At 68.7% G+C, this 17,858-nt stretch carries 16 protein-coding genes; 6 read left to right on the top strand and 10 right to left on the bottom strand.

All coding sequences use genetic code 11. The features are described 5' to 3' along the window. Positions 1-9 precede the first annotated feature (9 nt). Entirely contained in the window at positions 10-870 is an 861-nt protein-coding gene (locus tag ACWDUN_RS16700; protein WP_449930671.1) for an alpha/beta fold hydrolase, read from the top strand. A gap of 11 nt (positions 871-881) precedes the next feature. Here ACWDUN_RS16700 and ACWDUN_RS16705 read toward each other — a convergent pair whose 3' ends face one another. Further along, positions 882-1,304 (bottom strand): winged helix-turn-helix transcriptional regulator, encoded by a 423-nt coding sequence (locus ACWDUN_RS16705; protein WP_449930471.1) that lies wholly within the window; start codon positions 1,302-1,304, stop codon positions 882-884. Between the two features lie 57 nt (positions 1,305-1,361). On the opposite strand from ACWDUN_RS16705, the gene ACWDUN_RS16710 reads away from it, so the two are divergent. Continuing rightward, positions 1,362-2,756 carry an MFS transporter gene (locus tag ACWDUN_RS16710; protein ID WP_449930473.1) on the top strand — a complete coding sequence of 465 codons (1,395 nt, stop codon included), beginning with the start codon at positions 1,362-1,364 and terminating at the stop codon, positions 2,754-2,756. A gap of 10 nt (positions 2,757-2,766) precedes the next feature. Continuing rightward, positions 2,767-3,618 (top strand): endonuclease/exonuclease/phosphatase family protein, encoded by an 852-nt coding sequence (locus ACWDUN_RS16715; RefSeq protein WP_449930475.1) that lies wholly within the window; start codon positions 2,767-2,769, stop codon positions 3,616-3,618. Here ACWDUN_RS16715 and ACWDUN_RS16720 read toward each other — a convergent pair. From ACWDUN_RS16720 to ACWDUN_RS16760, 9 genes are all read right to left on the bottom strand, one after another. Continuing rightward, positions 3,615-5,693: a hypothetical protein gene (locus tag ACWDUN_RS16720; RefSeq protein ID WP_449930477.1), complete on the bottom strand. Its 2,079-nt coding sequence runs from the start codon at positions 5,691-5,693 to the stop codon at positions 3,615-3,617. The two genes, ACWDUN_RS16715 and ACWDUN_RS16720, sit on opposite strands and share 4 nt — an antisense overlap. Before the next feature lie 46 nt (positions 5,694-5,739). Then, positions 5,740-7,911, bottom strand: a complete 2,172-nt coding sequence (locus ACWDUN_RS16725; protein WP_449930479.1) for a malate synthase G — start codon at positions 7,909-7,911, stop codon at positions 5,740-5,742. A 27-nt stretch (positions 7,912-7,938) separates the two neighbouring features. Further along, entirely contained in the window at positions 7,939-8,832 is an 894-nt protein-coding gene (locus tag ACWDUN_RS16730; RefSeq protein WP_449930481.1) for a 3-methyladenine DNA glycosylase, read from the bottom strand. After that, the gene (locus ACWDUN_RS16735) at positions 8,832-9,884 is read right to left on the bottom strand and encodes a hemolysin family protein (RefSeq protein WP_449930483.1); all 1,053 of its coding nucleotides are present in this window, start codon (positions 9,882-9,884) and stop codon (positions 8,832-8,834) included. Before ACWDUN_RS16735 ends, ACWDUN_RS16730 begins: the two co-directional genes overlap by 1 nt. Next, the gene (locus ACWDUN_RS16740) at positions 9,874-11,244 is read right to left on the bottom strand and encodes a hemolysin family protein (RefSeq protein ID WP_449930673.1); all 1,371 of its coding nucleotides are present in this window, start codon (positions 11,242-11,244) and stop codon (positions 9,874-9,876) included. The genes ACWDUN_RS16735 and ACWDUN_RS16740 overlap by 11 nt, the downstream gene beginning before the upstream one ends. 235 nt (positions 11,245-11,479) lie before the next feature. Then, entirely contained in the window at positions 11,480-12,916 is a 1,437-nt protein-coding gene (locus ACWDUN_RS16745; protein WP_449930485.1) for a GuaB1 family IMP dehydrogenase-related protein, read from the bottom strand. Positions 12,917-13,014: 98 nt separating this feature from the next. Then, positions 13,015-14,469, bottom strand: coding sequence for an NADP-dependent phosphogluconate dehydrogenase (gene gndA / locus ACWDUN_RS16750; protein WP_449930487.1), 1,455 nt, complete (start codon positions 14,467-14,469; stop codon positions 13,015-13,017). 73 nt (positions 14,470-14,542) lie between these two features. Then, positions 14,543-15,490, bottom strand: coding sequence for a M56 family metallopeptidase (locus ACWDUN_RS16755; RefSeq protein ID WP_449930489.1), 948 nt, complete (start codon positions 15,488-15,490; stop codon positions 14,543-14,545). Positions 15,491-15,504: 14 nt separating this feature from the next. After that, positions 15,505-15,921 carry a BlaI/MecI/CopY family transcriptional regulator gene (locus ACWDUN_RS16760; RefSeq protein ID WP_449930491.1) on the bottom strand — a complete coding sequence of 139 codons (417 nt, stop codon included), beginning with the start codon at positions 15,919-15,921 and terminating at the stop codon, positions 15,505-15,507. Between the two features lie 216 nt (positions 15,922-16,137). Here ACWDUN_RS16760 and ACWDUN_RS16765 point away from each other — a divergent pair, with 216 nt between their 5' ends. The 3 genes from ACWDUN_RS16765 (at position 16,138) to ACWDUN_RS16775 (ending at position 17,854) form a co-directional block, all read left to right on the top strand. Next, a complete protein-coding gene (locus tag ACWDUN_RS16765) occupies positions 16,138-16,917 on the top strand; it encodes an iron reductase (RefSeq protein ID WP_449930493.1) in 780 nt (259 codons plus the stop codon). A 185-nt stretch (positions 16,918-17,102) separates the two neighbouring features. Beyond that, on the top strand, positions 17,103-17,504 hold the full coding sequence (locus ACWDUN_RS16770) for a PaaI family thioesterase (RefSeq protein ID WP_449930495.1): 402 nt from the start codon (positions 17,103-17,105) through the stop codon (positions 17,502-17,504). A gap of 47 nt (positions 17,505-17,551) precedes the next feature. Continuing rightward, positions 17,552-17,854, top strand: a complete 303-nt coding sequence (locus ACWDUN_RS16775) for an urease subunit gamma (protein ID WP_449930497.1) — start codon at positions 17,552-17,554, stop codon at positions 17,852-17,854. Positions 17,855-17,858 lie beyond the last annotated feature (4 nt).

Below are 17,858 nucleotides of genomic sequence, written 5' to 3' on the forward strand. Positions count from 1 at the left end.
GACCCCGTGATGCCGAGTGTCCAGGGTTGGCGCGACGGTGGCCGATACCTGGACACGACGGCGGGCAACCTCTTTGTCCGCAGCGCGGCCGGAGAGGGCCCGACGGTCCTTCTGCTGCACGGATTTCCGTCGAGCTCGTTCGACTACCGCGACGTGGTGTCGGCGCTCGGCGGCCGTGCCTGGCTGACGCTGGACTTCCTCGGGTTCGGGTTGTCGGACAAGCCGGCCCCGCACCGGTACAGCCTGCTGGAACAGGCAGACCTGGTGCAGCAAGTCGTCCAACGCACGGTCACCGGTCCGGTGGTGCTGATCGCCCATGACATGGGCACTTCGGTGGCCACCGAACTGCTGGCCCGCGATATCGCCGGCGAACTGCCGTTCGATCTGCATGCCGCGGTGCTGAGCAACGGCAGCATCATCCTGGAGCGGGCCAGTCTGCGGCCCTCGCAGAAGCTGCTGCGCGGCCCGCTGGGGCCGGTGGTGTCGCGGCTGACCGGTCGGGCCGGTTTCGTGCGCGGGTTCGGGCGGCTGTTCGGTGCGGCACATCCGCTGACGTCCGCCGAGGCGCAGGCGCAGTGGGAACTGTTGGCCTACAACGGCGGAAACCGCGTCATGCATCTACTGTGCGCCTACCTCGACGAGCGGGTGCGGCACGCTCGGCGGTGGCATGGCGCGATCAGCGCGTGGGACAAACCGCTGAGCTTCCTGTGGGGGCTGGATGACCCGGTGGCCACGGTCAACGTGTTGTCCGGGTTGCGTGACCTGCGTCCGGCGGCCACGGTGGTCGAGCTGCCCGGGGTGGGCCATTACCCGCAGGTCGAGGTGCCCCGGCAGTTCGCTGCTGAGGCGCTCAAGCTGCTGAGCATCTAGGCGCCTCGCGGTCAGCGCTGCGCCGCATCGAAACGTTGTCGGGCCGCGGCGATATCGGTCTGGTGTCGCTCGGTCCAGTGCACCAACGACTGCACGGTCTGGTGCAAAGTGCGGCCGAGCTCGGTCAACTCATAGTCGACGCGCGGCGGCACGACCGGATGCACGGTGCGACGCACGAGGCCGTCGCGCTCGAGCTGCCGTAACGTCACCGTCAGCATCCGCTGACTGACCCCGTCGATCATCCGCTTGAGCTCGGTGAAGCGCATGGACCCGTCGTCGAGCAGCGCGATGATCAGTAGCGACCATTTGTCGGCGATCCGGTCCAGGATCTGTCGGACCTCACAGTCCTCGCGTCGATCCCACTGGAAGGCGTCCGGGCAGCAGTCGGTTACCTCGGGGATACCGGCTGACTTCGAAGTGCCTTCTTCCGCCATCGGTTCATGGTGCCTGATGATGTGGTCAGTTACCAATAGGAACCGAAAGTTGGTTGGATGACGACGATCGAGACACGTTCACGGATCCGGTCCGCGTTGCTGTTGGCGGCGCTGTGTGGGGCGGCTTTTCTGGAGGGCATCGACATCGCGATGTTCAATATCGCGCTGCCGGTCATCCGGGAGGCACTGGACCTGCCGACCGTCCAATTGCAGTGGATCGTCAGCGGATACGTGATCGGCTACGGCGGTTTCATGCTGCTGGGTGGGCGCACGGCCGATGTGTACGGCAGGCGACGGATGTTTCTCGTTGCGTTGGCGGTGTTCATCGGTTTCTCCGCCCTGGGCGGTATCGCGCCCAGCGGTGAACTCGTGATCACGGTGCGGGTCATCACCGGCATCGCCGCGGCGTTCCTGATGCCCGCCGGACTGGCGATCATCACCACGACATTTCCCGAGGGGCCGTCACGAGATCGGGCCGTGCTGATCTACGCCGGGATCGGGGCGGCCGGCTTCTCCCTGGGACTGGTTGCCGGCGGACTGCTGACCTCCTTCGGTTGGCGCTGGGTGTTCTTTGCCCCCGTCGTGCTGGCCCTGGCGGTGCTGGTGCTCGCCGTGCCGTTGATCCCGCGGGACCGCAGTACCGTGAAGCGATCGTTGGACCTGCCGGGGGCGGTGCTGATCACCGCGGCGGTGGTGCTCACGGTCATCGCCATCGAGAACATCGCGCACGGCCCCGTGCTGACCTCGGCGCTCATCGGCGTCGTCGCCGCCGGATTGTTCGCCGGTTTCGCCGCCAGGCAGCGCACCGCATCGGACCCGCTGGTCCCGCCGGCACTGCTGCGCAACCGCGCCCTGGTCACCGCCTATGTCGGGGCGGGTTGCCTGGCCGCCGGGTTCATGGGGTTCCAGTTCATCGTCGTGCTGTACCTCCAGGAACTGCGGGGTTGGTCGGCATTGGCCACCGCGCTGGCGTTGCTCGTCCTTGCCATCGACGCGATCCTGGCGCCCACCCTCACCCCGATGCTGGTGCGCAGATTCGGTCTGTGGCGGGTCATCTCGGTCGGTATGACCTTGGCGGCGGTGTCGTTCGCCCTGTTCCTCGGCGTCGAGCAGGATTGGGTCTATGCGAGCATGCTGCCCAGCTTCCTGGCGCTCGGCCTGGCCTTCACGCTGGCCTACGGCCCACTGACGATCGCCGCCACCGACGGCGTCGAGGATTCGGCACAGGGGCTGACCAGTGGGCTGCTGTACACCACGTTCCAGTTCGGCGCGGCGATCGGGCTGGCCGGCACGACCGCGGTGCAGGTCGCGGCCGAGGCCGCCGGGGTCGGTCAACTCGACACCTACCGCGACGCGCTGCTGGTACCGGTGACCCTCGGGGTGATCGGCATGGCGGTGACCCTGCCGCGCGCCTGGTGCGCACCGCGGGAGTGCGCCGCCGCGGCCGCGTAACTTGGGCGGCATGCAACGGTTGTGGCCCAACCCGTTCCGCCGTCCGACACCCGTTCGGGTGCAGCGTTTCGATTCGGGCCGGTGGGTCGGCGCCGCGGGGGCACGCGACGCCGGGCGCCGGGATCGGCTCAATGTGGCGACCTACAACATCTGGTTCAACGCCCTGCACGCGCAACAGCGCTACCGCGCCATCGCCGACGTGCTGGCCTCCGAACCGCCGGATGTCATGGTGTTCCAGGAGGTGACACCACGCGCGCTCAACGTCTTTCGCGCGCAACCCTGGATCCGGGAGAACTACCGCAGCGCCGCGGTGACCGGTGGTCGCCTCGGCAACTACGGCATGCTGCTGTTGTCCAGATTGCCGATCGCCCGGGTGACCTACACCCGGTTGCCGACGCGGCTGTCGCGCGGATACCTGACGGCGCGGTTCGAGTTCGGCGGGGTGGCGTTCACCGTGGTCGGCCTGCACCTCGAGAGCGGTAAGGCCGCAGCCGAACTACGTCAGCGCCAACTCGGTCAGATCGTCGGTTCCGTGCACGGGCACGATGATGTGGCGCTGCTGGGCGATTTCAACCTGCGCGACGCCGAGAACGGCATCATCCCGACGCCCTTCGTCGACGTCTGGCCCACGCTGCGCCCCGACGACCCCGGTTACACCGAGGACACCACCATCAACCACATGCGCTACGACATGAAGGACAAGCACCGACATGTCCGCTTCGACCGGGTACTGCTCAAGGGCGAGCGCTGGGCTGCACAGGACATCACCCTGCTGGGTCGCGAACCGATCGCCGACGACCTACCGCGGGTGTTTCCCTCGGATCACTTCGGCGTGCGGTGCACGCTGACGCGTCGCGGTTAACCCAGGAACTCTGCCACCGCGTCGGCCAGCGCCGGGTCGGTCGAACTGGGCACGCTGCGGTACTGGCCGCCGCTGGCTTGGGCGACCGCCTCCCACGTGGCGCGGTCCGGGTCGTCACCGATGTTGATGACGTTGACCGCCACGGGGCGCTGCTGGTCGACCGCGCCCTGGATGTAGGAGATCAGGCCGGGGCCGTCCAGGCTGCGGTCGGTGTGCGGGCCGGCGGTGATGACCAGCACGGAGTTCGGCTGATCGGCACGGAAACTCGCCAGCGCGTCGCCGTAGACCAGGCGCAGCGTGGTGAACGACACCGCGCCACTGGCCGATCCACCCTGGGACTGCAAATTGGATCCCAGCGCCTCGGAGCGGGGTGTGCCGCCGACGTCATCGCTGAGCGGGCCGGTGCTGATCGCCGACCGACCGGCCACCCCGTCGAACGTCCACAACCCGACAGCGGCCGACGGCGGCATCTGCTGCAGTCGCTGGTTCAGCGTCGCGGCCACATCGGTCAGACCCGGCATCGACTGGCCGAGCATCACCGTGACGGTGCCGTCCTGAACCGGTGCGGTCAGCCGGTCGGCCAGAGCGGCGCGCTCGGCGGGATCACCCAGAGACAGCGGCTGGCCCAGCGCCGGGAAATCGGTCACCGGGCTTTCCGGTGTCGGTGCCCCCTCGGCGCGGAATCCTGCCTCGGCCAGCTTGGCGAGCTGTTCGGGCTTGCGCATGAAACGGTCGAACTCGCTGGCCGCGGTGACCTGTTCCTTGGACAGCCAGTCGCCGCTGAGCAGGACGGCCGGGAAATCGGCGATCGCGGCCGGACCCGGTGGCGTCCAGGAGGCGAGCTTGTCCGCGGCATCGGAGAGGCCGCTGGCCCGCTGGACCAACCGCTGCTCGGTGGTCGCGACCGCGTGTACCGGAGCTGCGGCCGGGTCGGCGGCGTTGACCAGCGCGTCCAGCGCGGTCGAGGCCTGCGCATCGGCCAGTTCGGGCTGAGCTCCCATCAGGCGCTGCGCGGCCCCGGCACCGGCGCTCGCCGGGGCGCCCGGTGGTGCCGATGCGGCGGCGACGGCCTCGGCGGCCAGCAGACCGGCATCACTGTTACCGGCCATCGGCAGCGCCAGCCGCAATCCGCCCCAGCCCGGCAGGTTCAGCCCGTCCAGCGCGGCAGGGTTGCTCTGCAGGTCGGGCAGGGTGGACCAGTTCTGCTGTGCCAGCGCTTCTTTGAGTTCGGGCCGGATGGCCAGCACGACCGGCGAGCTGACCAACGAACGACTGTCGATGACGGCCTCGGCGCCGGCGGCGGCCTCCAGTCGGGCCTCGGCGGAGGAACTGGCCGGCAGCCACAGCGCCGGCCGCTCACCCAGATCCCCGGGCCAGGGGCCGGTGAAGCCGTTGACCACGGCATCGGCGTCGGCGGGCTTGATCGCGACGTTGACGCAGCGGTCGCCGACGCGCGGGTTGGTCGAGGTGTAGTCCTGCGCCAGGGTGCCGACCTGCTCGGCGATGGCCGGATCGGCCACCACGGCGACGGTGACCTCACCCTCGACGCAACGGTCGGCCGAGGCCTGGCTGCGGTCAGACAGGGCGTCGCCGAAGAACTGCCACAGGATCACCGCGCCGACCACGGCGACGACGGTGACGAGCGCGACGATGACACCGCGGCTGACGGTGCGTCGGCCGGTGGTGACGGCACGGTGCGAACCGGTCCACTCGCCACCCTCCCAGGTGCGCTGCCGGCCGGTGACCGAGAACGCCTGGGTGGGGGAGTCTTCGTCGGCTACGGCCGGGAACCCGCGCGGAGCCGGATCGGGGTCGCGGTACCGGTCCTCGGCGTCGTACCGATCCTCGCCGGCGTACCGGTCGGCGTCGTAGCGATCGCCGGCGTCATATCGATCGCCGGCGTCGTAACCGTCGGTTTCATACCGGTATTCGTCTGCCGGATAACCGAATTCGGGCTGTTCGTGCTGCCCGTGCGACGACCCCGCAGCGGGTTCGCCGCGGGCGTCGTCATAGCCGCCGCTGACGGCTTCCTCGTCCGGCTGGTCGTCGGGATCGGGAATGCTGTGCCTGCCCATCCCTACCCTCTCAACGCGTCGTGTCGAATGCCCCGCCGAAGTCTAGTCACTGGTTCGCGGCACGCGCCTTGAACTCGCGGCGGCGCCGGTGCAGGATCGGCTCGGTGTAGCCGCTGGGCTGCTGGGCGCCGGACAGGATCAGCTCCTGGGCGGCCTGGAAGGCGATGCTGGCCTCGGGGTCGGTGGCCATCGGCAGGTAGGCGGCGTCGCCGGAGTTCTGCTCGTCGACCACGGCGGCCATCCGGCGCAGGCTGGCCTTGACGTCACCTTCGGTGATGACGCCGTGGCGCAGCCAGTTGGCCAGCAGCTGGCTTGAGATGCGGAGGGTGGCGCGGTCTTCCATCAGCGCGACGTCGTGGATGTCGGGGACCTTGGAGCAACCGACACCGGCGTCGATCCACCGCACCACGTAACCCAGGATCGACTGGCAGTTGTTGTCGACCTCCTCGTGGATCTCATCGGGAGACCAGGCCAGTTCGCCGGCCAGCGGGATGGTCAGCAGCTCGTCGATACCGGCGCGCTTCTTGCCGGCGAGTTCGGCCTGCACCTCGGCCACATCGACCTGGTGGTAGTGCATGGCGTGCAGGGTGGCGGCGGTCGGCGAGGGCACCCAGGCGGTGGTGGCGCCGGCCTTGGGCTGACCGATCTTCTGCTCGACCATGTCGGCCATCAGATCGGTCATCGCCCACATGCCCTTGCCGATCTGGGCGCGCCCGGACAGCCCGGTGGCCAGACCGATGTCGACGTTCTGATCCTCGTAGGCCTTGATCCACGGCTGGCTCTTCATCGCGCCCTTGCGGATCATCGGACCGGCCTCCATCGAGGTGTGGATCTCGTCGCCGGTGCGGTCCAGGAAGCCGGTGTTGATGAAGACGACGCGGTCGGCGGCGGCCTTGATGCACGCCTTGAGGTTGAGCGTGGTGCGCCGTTCCTCGTCCATGATGCCGACCTTGAGGGTGCCCTGCGGCAGACCGAGCACGTCTTCGACGCGGCTGAACAGCTCGCAGGTGAAGGCGACCTCGTCGGGGCCGTGCATCTTGGGCTTGACGATGTACACCGAGCCGGTACGCGAGTTGCGGTACGGGCCGTTGTCCTCGGACTCCTTGAGCCCGTGCATGGCGATCAGCCCGGTGAACAGCGCGTCCTGGATACCCTCGGGGACCTCGTTGCCATCGGCATCGACGATGGCGTCGTTGGTCATCAGATGTCCGACGTTGCGGACGAACAACAGGCTGCGTCCGGGCAGGGTCAGCTCTCCCTCGCCGTCCGGGGTGGTGAAGACGCGGTCCGGGTTGAGCACGCGGGTGAAGGACTTGTCGCCCTTGGACACCTCTTCGGCCAGATCGCCACGGTTGAGACCCAGCCAGTTGCGGTAGCCGAGCACCTTGTCCTCGGCGTCGACGGCGGCCACCGAATCCTCGAAGTCCATGATCGTGGTGATCGCCGACTCCAGCACCACATCCTTGATGCCGGCCTTGTCGGTGGCGCCGACGGGCGAGGACGGGTCGATCAGGATCTCGATGTGCAGGCCGTTGTGCTTGAGCAGCACCGACCATGCCGAGGCGCCCAGCTCACCGGTGTAGCCGACGAATGCCGACGGATCGGCCAGGGCCGGAACGAGCACGCCGTCGTCGATCTTGACCTCGGTGATGTCGGCCCAGGAACCGTCGGCCAGCGGGACGGCCTCGTCGAGGAAGTTGCGGGCGTACGCGATGACCCTGTCGCCGCGCACCTTGTTGTAGCTCGACCCCTTCTCGGCGCCGTCGTCCTCGGAGATGACGTCGGTGCCGTACAGCGCGTCATACAGCGATCCCCAGCGGGCGTTGGCGGCGTTGAGCGCGAAGCGCGCGTTGAGGATCGGCACCACCAGCTGCGGACCGGCCGTCGAGGTGATCTCGGTGTCCACGCCGGAGGTGGTGATCGTGAAGTCGGCCGGCTCGGGGGCCAGGTAGCCGATGTCATCCAGGAACTGCTTGTAGCCGGCGGCGTCGAATTCGCCGATCACCCGGGCCCGGTGCCACTTGTCGATCTGGGCCTGCAGATCGTCACGGCGGGCGAGCAGGTCCTGGTTCTGCGGGGTGAGGTCGGTGACCACCTTGTCCACGCCTGCCCAAAAGCTGTCGGGATCCACACCGGTGCCCGGCAACGCCTCATTGGTGATGAAGTCGTGCAGCACCTTGGCGACCCGCAGGTTTCCGGCCGTCACGCGTTCGGTCATGATTCCTCCTTGAACAGTCGGCCCAGTTTACCCGTCGGTAACTACCGGTGAACTCGCGGCGGACCGTGCGAGCAGCAGGTCGCATCGGTCCGACAGCGCCGCGCGCAGCGGCGCGGCCCGGTCGGCGATGTCCTGCTGAGCCTTGACGTACTCGGCACGGCCCGAGGCGGTTTCGATGGCTATCGGTGCAAAACCATAGTCGGTGAGGTCGTATGGGCTGGCACACATATCGAGTGCCCGCGCGTCGGCGGCCAGATCCAGGCAGTCCATCAGCAGTTCCGAGGGCACCAGCGGGCCCAGCTTGTAGGCCCACTTGTAGCAATCCATCGCCGCGTGGACACAGCCCGGCTGCTCGGTCGCGATCTGACCGGCCCTGGTGAGGCGATCGGCGTTGCGGTCGGCGGCCGCCGGGGTGAAGAACCGGAAGGCATCGAAATGACTGCACCGCAGGGGCATGGAATCGACCACCGCGTCGGTGCCCGCAGTGCCCAGGCGCAGTGGGACAGCGCTGTGCCGCACCTCGTCGCAGCGGTACACCATGGCCCACTCGTGCAGTCCGAAACAGTTGAACCGGGCCGGCCGCTCGGCGGTACGACGCAGCAGATCGGCGATGAACGCCACCGTGTCGCGCCGTGCGGACAGCAGTTCGGCAGCCACCGTGACCGCGCCGGATTCGTCGCGGACATAACCCGTGCGGTCCAGGAAACGCCGGGCGCCCGCACCGGCCAGCGCCACCCCGAAGCCGGGATGCCAGCGGCGCAGCTGCCGCGGTCGCAGGCTGTAGTAGGTGAACAGGAAATCCCACACCGGGTGCGCCTGACCGCGCTGTGCGCGCTGCAGGTGCGGAGCCAGGAAGGCCTCGGTCCGCCGGAGGTGGGCGACCTCGCGGGCCGTCCACACATCCTCGGCAAGCAGTTCCATCAGACCCGGTGGGTCCCGTCGCGAACCGTGCCGACCAGGTCCTCGACCAGATCCTCCAGTGTGACCATGGCCGTCACCCGGCCCCCGTTGGTCACCAGCGCCAGATGACTCTTGTTGCGGCGCAGCCGGGTCAGCGCATCCGGCAGGGACATGGTGGACGGCACCTGGATCAACGGACGCACCATGGCCGCGTCGAGCGCCGTGCGCTCCTCGCTGAGTACCGGCAGCACATCTTTGATGTGCAGGTAGCCCAGGTAGCTGCCGTCGGCGTTGGTCACCGGGAAGCGCGAGTAGCCGGTTTCGGACAAAGCCTTCTCGACGGCGTCGATGGTCGGCCCGGCACCCGGCTGAGCGGCCGGCACCGCATGGATGCGCTCCAGCGGGATGGCCAGATCGGCGACGCTGCGGTCGCGGATCTGCAGGGCGCGGGTCAGCCGGGTGTGTTCCTCGCGGTCCAGCAGCCCCTCGGACAGTGACTCGGCGATCATGTCCGACAGTTCGACGGTCGAGACCGTGACGTCGAGTTCGTCCTTGGGTTCCACCCGCAGCGCCCGCAGGGTGGTATTGGCCGCCCAGTTGTAGAACGCGATGAACGGTCTGGCCGCACGGATGTAGAGCAGATACGGCGGCACCAGCAGCATCGCGGTGCTCTCCGGCCCGGCGATCGCGATGTTCTTGGGCACCATCTCGCCGAGCAGCACGTGCAGGGTGACCACGATCGCCAGCGCGATGACGAACGACACCGTGTGCAGCATGGCGTCGCTGATGCCGAGCAGAGCGGCCGGTTTCTCCAGCAGGTGCGCGACGGCAGGCTCGCCGACGCGGCCCAGCAGGATCGAGCAGATGGTGATGCCCAGCTGGGCGCCGGCCAGCATCAGCGACAGGTTCTCGGCGGCCCGCATCACCGTCACCGCGCGCTTCTTGCCCTGTTCGGCCAGCGCTTCCAGGCGGTCGCGGCGAGCCGAGATCAGCGCGAACTCGGAGCCGACGAAGAACGCGTTGAGGGCCAGCAGCACGACGGTGAGTACCACCCCGAACAGATCACCGCCCATCGGTGGCCTCCCCGTCCTCGCCGTCGTTGTCGACCTGGACCAGTTCCAGCAGGTCGATGCGGCGGCCGTCCATCTTCAGGACCCGGGCGTGCCAGCGCACCGCCGGGTCACCGGGACGGTCGGGGTCGAACTCGGTGAGTTCCACCGTCTCGCCCACATCCGGGATGTGGCCGAGCTTCTCCAGCACCAGTCCGCCGATGGTCTCGTAGTCACCCTCGGGGGCGCGGAACGGCGTCTCGGAGTCCACCTCGTCGATGCGCAGCAGACCCGACACCTCCCATCCGGTGCGGCTCTGCACGACATCGGGGGTGGCGTCATCGTGCTCGTCGCGGACGTCGCCGACGATCTCCTCGATCAGGTCCTCGAAGGTGACCATGCCCGCGGTGCCGCCGTATTCGTCGACCACCATCGCCGTCTGGATGCCGTTGCCGCGGATCTGGGTCATCACCGCATCCCCGTCGAGCGTCGAGGGCACGGTGGGCACCGGCACCGCCAGCCGCGACAGCCGGGTCCGGTCGCGTAGCTCGGGTGGGACCTCGAAAACCTGTTTGACGTGCACCATCCCGACGGTCTGATCGAGATCGCCGTCGACGATCGGGAATCGCGAGTACCCGGTGCGGATGGCGGCGGCCATCAGGTCGGCGACGGTGTCCTCGATCTCCAGCGATTCGATCTTGGATCGCGGCGTCATCAGCTCCTCGGCCGAACGGTCGCCGAATTGCAGCGAGCGGTCCACCAGCACGGCCGTATCGGCATCCAGGGCACCGCTGCGCGCCGAGGTGCGCACCAGCGACACCAGCTCCTGCGGGGAGCGCGCCGAGCGCAGCTCCTCGGCCGGTTCGATGCCCATCCGGCGCAGCACCCAGTTCGCGGTGCCGTTGGTCGCCTTGATGACCGGGGTGAACAGTTTGGAGAAGTACCACTGCGGTGCGGCGGCGAAGCGCGCCGTCGGCAGCGGTTTGGCCACCGCGAGGTTCTTGGGCACCAGTTCGCCGAAGATCATCGAGACCGAGGTCGCGATCAGCAGGGCCAGCGCCAGCGCGATGGGGCTGACCCAGTTCTGGGGCACCCGGATCGCGGTCAGCGGGGCGTACAGCAACCGGGCCACCACCGGTTCGGCCAGATAGCCGGTGGCCAGGGTGGTGATGGAGATGCCCAGCTGGGCGCCGGACAGCTGGAACGACAGGGTGCGATGGGCCTTGCGGACGAACTGATCGCGTCGCCCGCCCGCGCGGGCGTTGGCCTCGACGACGCTGCGCTCCAGGGCGGTCAGCGAGAACTCGGCGGCCACGAAGATCGCGGTGCCGGCCGTCAGCAGGACGAACGCGAACAGACTGAGCAGGGTCATGGTGAGGTTCACGGCCACCTCACCGCAGTGTTGCCGGGCCGCGAGCCCGGCCGACTAGGGGACGGTTCGGCGTCGCACGGTTCGCACAGCGGTGTGCCACCGGGAATCCCCGAGCCCACCTGAGAACCGTGAGCGTCCACGGGTGCCTGTGGCACGGGGTCCCTCTCTGTCGATAGGCGACGTTGTCGCAGCGATCAGTGGCGACGGAATCGTTATATGGTAGCCGCCCGCATCCGGCGGGTGGACATCACCAACCGGTCGGCAGCGGATGGCCCTCGGCGAATCCGGCGGCCGACTGCACTCCCAGGATCACCTTGTCGTGCAGTTCGGGCAGGGTGGTCGCACCGACATAGGTGCAGGTGCTGCGCACCCCGGAGGTGATGTGGTCCAGCAGATCCTCGACACCGCCGCGCGCCGGGTCCAGGCTCATCCGCGAACTGGAGATCCCCTCCTCGAACAGTGCCTTGCGGGCGCGGTCGAAGGCGCCGTCGCCGGCGGTGCGGGCGGCGACCGCGCGCTTGGACGCCATCCCGTAGCTCTCCTTGAAGGGCCGGCCGTCGCGATCGCGCAGCAGGTCGCCGGGGGATTCGTAGGTGCCGGCGAACCACGAGCCGATCATCACGTTGGACGCCCCGGCCGCCAGGGCCAGTGCCACATCGCGGGGATGCCGCACGCCGCCGTCGGCCCAGACGTGTCCGCCGAGTTCGCTTGCCGCCGAGGCGCATTCGACGACGGCGGAGAACTGCGGGCGGCCGACGCCGGTCATCATGCGGGTGGTGCACATGGCGCCGGGGCCCACCCCCACCTTGACGATGGAGGCGCCCGCGTTGATCAGGTCGCGGGTGCCCTCGGCGGAGACGACGTTGCCGGCGGCCAGTGGCAGCCCCAGGTCCGACGACGCCACCGCGGCCACCGCGTCCAGCATCTTGGCCTGATGCCCGTGGGCGGTGTCGATGACGATCAGGTCGACGCCGGCCTCGGCCAGGCCGCGGGCCTTGGCGCCGACATCGCCGTTGATGCCGACCGCCGCGGCGATGCGCAACCGGCCTTTCGCGTCGACGGCGGGGGAGTAGATCCCGGCCCGCACGGCCGCGGTGCGGGTCAGCACACCGGCGAGTTCGCCGTTGGCGTCGGTCAGCACCGCCATGTCGACCGGTGCGTGCTCCAGCAGGTCGAACACCTTGCGCGGATCGGTGCCGGCCGGGGCGGTGACGAAATCGCCTGCGGCGACATCACGGACGCGGGCGAACCGGTCCACACCGGCGCATCCGGCCTCGGTGACCACGCCGATCGGGCGGCCCTCGAACACCACGACGGCCGCGCCGTGGGCCCGCTTGTGGATCAGCGCCAGCGCATCGGACACCGAATCGTCGGGGGCCAGTTGGACGGGGGTGTCGGCCACCAGGTCGCGGCTCTTGACGAAGTCCACGGTGTGCTGGACCGCCGACAGCGGCAGGTCCTGCGGGAGTACGACGATGCCGCCGCGGCGGGCCACCGTCTCGGCCATCCGGCGCCCGGCGACGGCGGTCATGTTGGCCACCACCACGGGGATCGTGGTGCCCGAGCCGTCGACGGTGGACAGGTCCACGTCGAAGCGCGATGCCGCCTCCGAGCGACCGGGGACGATGAAGACGTCGTTGTAGGTCAGGTCGTACGGCGGCCGGTGGCCATCGAGGAAACGCATACCTCGAGTCTAGTGCCAGTCACTTCCCCGCCGAGCAGACGCAAAACTGCTCAGAACAGGCCGAAAAGTGCAGTTTTGCGACTGCTCGCGGAGAGAAGCTAGGCCTCGATCTCGTTGCGCTCACCGCTCCACAGGGTGTGGAACCGCTTGCCGCGGTCGGCGTCGATACGGCCGTAGGTGTGTGCGCCGAAGAAGTCGCGCAGTCCCTGGGTCAGCGCCGCCGGCAGCCGCTCGGTCCGCAGTCCGTCGTAGTAGGACAGCGCCGAGCTGAAGCCGGGGATCGGGATGCCCAGCTCGGTGGCCTTGACCACGACGCGCCGCCAGCTGTCGATGGCGGCCTCGATGGCGTCGCGGAAGTACGGGTCGACGATCAGCGTCGGCAGGTCGGCGTTGTTGTCGAAGGCGTCGGTGATCCGGTTGAGGAACTTGGCTCGGATGATGCAGCCGCCGCGCCAGATCCGCGCCATGTCGCCGGGGGTGATGTCCCAGCCGTACTCGTTGCTGCCGGCCTGGATCTGGTTGAAGCCCTGCGCGTAGGCGATGATCTTCGAGGCGTACAGCGCCTGGCGGATGTCCTCGGTGAATTGCGCTGCGTCGCTCGGCTTCTGACCCAGGTCACCCGAGGCCAGTCCGGTGGTGGCCTGACGCTGGGCGACCGAGCCGGACAGCGCGCGGGCGAAGACGGCCTCGGCGATGCCGGTCACCGGCACACCCAGGTCCAGTGCGGACTTGACCGTCCAGCGGCCGGTGCCCTTCTGCTCGGCCTCGTCCAGGATCAGATCCACCAGCGGCTTGCCGGTCTTGGCGTCGACCTGCTTGAGCACCTCGGCGGTGATCTCGATGAGGTAGCTGTCCAGGTCGCCCTTGTTCCATTCGGCGAACACGTCGGCGATATCGGCGGCGGCCAGCCCGAGCCCGTCGCGCAGCAGCTGGTAGGCCTCACCGATGAGCTGCATATCGGAGTATTCGATGCCGTTGTGCACCATCTTCACGAAGTGCCCGGCACCGTCGGGGCCGATGTGGGTGCAGCAGGGCACGCCGTCGACGTGCGCGGAGATCTCCTCCAGCAGCGGGCCCAGGGACACGTAGGACTCGGCCGGCCCGCCCGGCATGATCGAGGGGCCGTTGAGCGCGCCCTCCTCGCCGCCGGAGATGCCGGCGCCGACGAAGTGCAGTCCACGCTCGCGGATGGCCTTCTCGCGGCGGATGGTGTCGGTGTAGAGCGCGTTGCCACCATCGATGATGATGTCGCCTTCCTCCATGGCGTCGGCGAGCTCGTTGATGACGGCGTCGGTGGGGTCACCGGCCTTGACCATGATCAGCACCCGGCGCGGCTTCTCCAGCGCATCCAGGAACTCGGCGATCGTCTCGCTGCGGATGAAGTTGCCGTCGGAGCCGTGCTCGGCCAGCAGGGCATCGGTCTTGGCGATCGAGCGGTTGTGCAGCGCGACGGTGTAGCCGTGCCGGGCGAAGTTGCGGGCGATATTGGATCCCATGACCGCCAGGCCCGTGACTCCGATCTGTGCCTTACCGGTGTTGCCCGAGTTGGTCATGCGGAAGCCTTTCGCGTTGGTCCGAAGGTGTCGTCGTACTGGGTACATCGCCGCCGGGGCCGGCGGTTATCCGCTAGCTGCTGAACAGGCGGTGCAGCTCGGTCAGCCATGGCAGTGCCACCGCCACGGTGGGGACGATCAGGATGGCCGCGGCCGCCAGGTAGGCCGCCACGGACAGGGCAAGACTATTGCCCTTGCCGCACAGGCGCTCCACCCGGACCACGGTTGTCGGACCACCGGCGGCCAGCGCGCCCGACGGGGTGCGCCCGCCGGCGCAGGCGACCAGGGCGCGGGCCAGGGGTGCGGGCCCGGCGACCCGGACGGCGGCGTCATCGGCGAGCAGTTCGATGAGCAGGCGCACCGCGTCGAGGGCGCTGCCGCTGCGGACGAAGCGCGGGAAGGCCGCGTGTACGGCGGTGAACATCTCCAGCACCAGATCGTGGCGGGCGCGCAGATGGGCGCGCTCGTGGGTGAGGATCGCCGAGACCTCGCTCTCCGACAGGGAGGTCAGGGTGCCCTCGCTGACGACGACGCGGCTGCGGACACCGGGCAGGCAGTAGGCCATCGGCTGGGCCACGTCCAGGATGCGCAGACCGGCCGGGCGTCGCGCCGGGGTGCGTACCTGATCGCGGCATCTGCCCACCAGGTCGACGACCATGCGGTGGTGCGCGCGGCGGCGCCGGGTGGCGACGGCGACCTGGATGACGGCGACGATGAGGCGCGCGCCGATCAGCAGGGTCAGGGCGAACACGACCACGTACAGGGTCCACACCGGCCAGCCCAGGACCGCGATCTCGCTGGTCAACGTGGCGGTCGGACGTCCGTCGGGACCCACGACGAACAACCGGCTGGCGATCGCGATGCCCGCGGAGAATGCCGAGAGGACGGCGGCCAGCGCGATGGCCTGCCACAGCACGATCGCCGCGCGGGGAGCTCGTAACGGCCAGGAGGCACGGGCCAGCAGCGCAGGTACCGGACCGACAAGCACCAGCGCGACGATGGAGAAGGCCAGCGCGGACACGCCGTCAGTGTCTCTCAGTCGGTACCGGAATTACCAGTCGGTGTGACCGGTCCGTGCTTGGCCTCGAGTTCGGCCAGGGCACGACGCAGCGCGGCGGCCTCGCCGGCACCGACGCGTTCCACGAAATGGACGAGCGCGGCTTCCCGGCTTCCGGAGTCGGCGGCCTGGTCCAGCGCGTCGACCATCAATCCGGCCACCAGCTCGTCGCGTCCGTGGGTCGGGGCGTACCGGTGCGCGCGGTCGTCACGGTGCTGGACGACGAGGTGCTTCTTCGCCAGGCGTTGCAGCACCGTCATGATCGTGGTGTAGGCGAGGTCGCGGCGTGCGGACAGCGCCTCATGGACCTGGCGCACCGTCTGTGGTTCGCGTGAGGTCCAGAGGTGGTCCATCACCTCGCGCTCGAGTTCCCCGAGTCGCGTCAACTTAGCCATGTTTCGTTCACTCTCCTGAGCAATGAAAACAGGGTACTACGCGGTTACTACCGTGCGTCGTATCCATTCGTCGTGCCAGGTCGTTCGCCTGGTCTGCGCCCCTCCTGCGCCGGTCACAGCCCGTTTTCCGCGTATCTGTGAGTCCAGTCACAGGTACTGGTCCGGTTGGCGTCCGTGACTATAGTAAGGCTAACCTAACCGAAGAAGGAGGTGCTGATGACGGTCGTGGTCGACGATCCACTGATCGCACGCATGTCGATTCGGCGGGCGCTGCCGCTGCATGAGTCCAGCCGCCGACTGCGTGAGCTGTATCCGGAGTGCCCGCGGGTGTACGGCGTGGCCGTGATGGGTGATCTGTCCCGGCGGCGGTGGTGGCCGTTGATGGAGGTGCTGACCACCGATCGCCTGCGGTGCATGTTCGACGCGGCGGTGGCCGAGACCGACAGCCGGGCCGCGGTGGCCCAGCAGTTGGCGGCGACGCTGTCGCACGTGGTGGTCGGACGGGTTGTGCCGCTGGTGGCCCTGGAGGGGCGGGCCTGGGACACCGGACTGGAGAACCTGTGGGTCCACGTGGACTCCGAGGGCGCGATCGACTGGGTCGGCGTCGTCGACCCGACACTGCGGGCGCTGCCGGACGATCCGCATCTGGCGCAGCGCTCGACCGTCGGCGCGGTGCGCACCACTCGCGACGGGATCGTCGCGCTGCCCAGCGAGGCGGCGTTGACCACCTGGGTGGCCCACCGCAGTCATCGTGCGCTGGCCCCGCTGTTCGCCAAGCTCTTCGAGGTCAGTGGCGGCGCGATCTCGATCGCCGCCATGTGGAACATCGTGGGTGCCGCCGTCGTCGGCGCGTCCACCCAGGTTCCGCTGCTGGCCGGGTCCAGTGAGCTGACCAGCATGTGCCGCGGTCAGGCGATCCTGGACGCCCTGGTCGGATTCGGCCTGCCGGTGCGCGGCGCCGGCAGACTCGCCATGGGGAAGGCCTTGCTTAATTAGGGCAGCCTTGCCTATCCTATTGGTGCGAGGCTAACGGACCGAGCCGGAGTCCTGAGGGCTGCAGAGACCCCCGGTCCACTCGAAGGAAGGGCCCCACGCGGACAGCGTGGGGCCCTTCCGCATTTCTGCGGTATCGAGTCGGGTGAGTCCGCCGCGCCGAGGGCGACGGTGTAGACACTGAATCCGTGACATCCAACGTGCCGCCCGGCCTCGGCGCCGGCTTCGACAGTGAACTGGGACTGCAGTACCTGGAGGTGACACCCGACGGTGGACGCGCCCAGCTCGTCATCACCGACAAGGTCAAACAGCCGTGGGGCATCGTGCACGGCGGGGTGTACTGCGCCATCGTGGAGAGCCTGGCCAGCGTGTCCGGGCACGTCTGGCTCGCCGAGAACGGTGGCGGCACGGTCGTCGGGGTGAACAACAACACCGACTTCCTGCGTGCCATCAGAGCGGGCACGGTGACCGCGGTGTCGACACCCATCCACCGCGGACGTCGCCAGCAGCTGTGGCTGATCACCATCACCGACGAGGACGGCAAAACTGTCGCACGCGGTCAAGTCCGGTTGCAGAACATCGCCGAATGATCCGCGAGCGCTGCTGATTTGCGCCTGGCGTGGCAGGATCGCGCACTATGCGATTAACGCCGCATGAACAGGAACGGCTACTGATCTCCTATGCCGCCGACCTCGCGCGCCGTCGGCAGCAGCGCGGCCTGCGCCTGAATCATCCCGAGGCCGTTGCCCTGATCACCGATCACATCCTCGAGGGTGCCCGCGACGGCCGCACCGTCGCCGAGCTGATGGTCAGCGGACGCGAGGTGCTGACCCGCGAGCAGGTGATGGACGGGATCCCGGAGATGCTCGACGACGTCCAGGTCGAGGCCACCTTCCCGGACGGGACGAAACTCGTCACCGTCCACCACCCGATCCCGTGAGGAG

Source organism: Mycobacterium sp. NPDC003323 (genome assembly GCF_053589535.1).

Bases quoted from the DNA above. Each gene is read 5' to 3' on its own strand.
- ACWDUN_RS16700 (WP_449930671.1), top strand. From the start codon at position 10: ATGCCGAGTGTCCAGGGTTGGCGCGACGGTGGCCGATACCTGGACACG.
- ACWDUN_RS16760 (WP_449930491.1), bottom strand. From the start codon at position 15,921: ATGGCTAAGTTGACGCGACTCGGGGAACTCGAGCGCGAGGTGATGGAC.
- ACWDUN_RS16725 (WP_449930479.1), bottom strand. From the start codon at position 7,911: ATGACCGAACGCGTGACGGCCGGAAACCTGCGGGTCGCCAAGGTGCTG.
- ACWDUN_RS16745 (WP_449930485.1), bottom strand. From the start codon at position 12,916: ATGCGTTTCCTCGATGGCCACCGGCCGCCGTACGACCTGACCTACAAC.
- ACWDUN_RS16710 (WP_449930473.1), top strand. From the start codon at position 1,362: ATGACGACGATCGAGACACGTTCACGGATCCGGTCCGCGTTGCTGTTG.
- ACWDUN_RS16730 (WP_449930481.1), bottom strand. From the start codon at position 8,832: ATGGAACTGCTTGCCGAGGATGTGTGGACGGCCCGCGAGGTCGCCCAC.
- ACWDUN_RS16705 (WP_449930471.1), bottom strand. From the start codon at position 1,304: ATGGCGGAAGAAGGCACTTCGAAGTCAGCCGGTATCCCCGAGGTAACC.
- ACWDUN_RS16765 (WP_449930493.1), top strand. From the start codon at position 16,138: ATGACGGTCGTGGTCGACGATCCACTGATCGCACGCATGTCGATTCGG.
- ACWDUN_RS16715 (WP_449930475.1), top strand. From the start codon at position 2,767: ATGCAACGGTTGTGGCCCAACCCGTTCCGCCGTCCGACACCCGTTCGG.
- ACWDUN_RS16775 (WP_449930497.1), top strand. From the start codon at position 17,552: ATGCGATTAACGCCGCATGAACAGGAACGGCTACTGATCTCCTATGCC.
- ACWDUN_RS16720 (WP_449930477.1), bottom strand. From the start codon at position 5,693: ATGGGCAGGCACAGCATTCCCGATCCCGACGACCAGCCGGACGAGGAA.
- gndA (WP_449930487.1), bottom strand. From the start codon at position 14,469: ATGACCAACTCGGGCAACACCGGTAAGGCACAGATCGGAGTCACGGGC.
- ACWDUN_RS16735 (WP_449930483.1), bottom strand. From the start codon at position 9,884: ATGGGCGGTGATCTGTTCGGGGTGGTACTCACCGTCGTGCTGCTGGCC.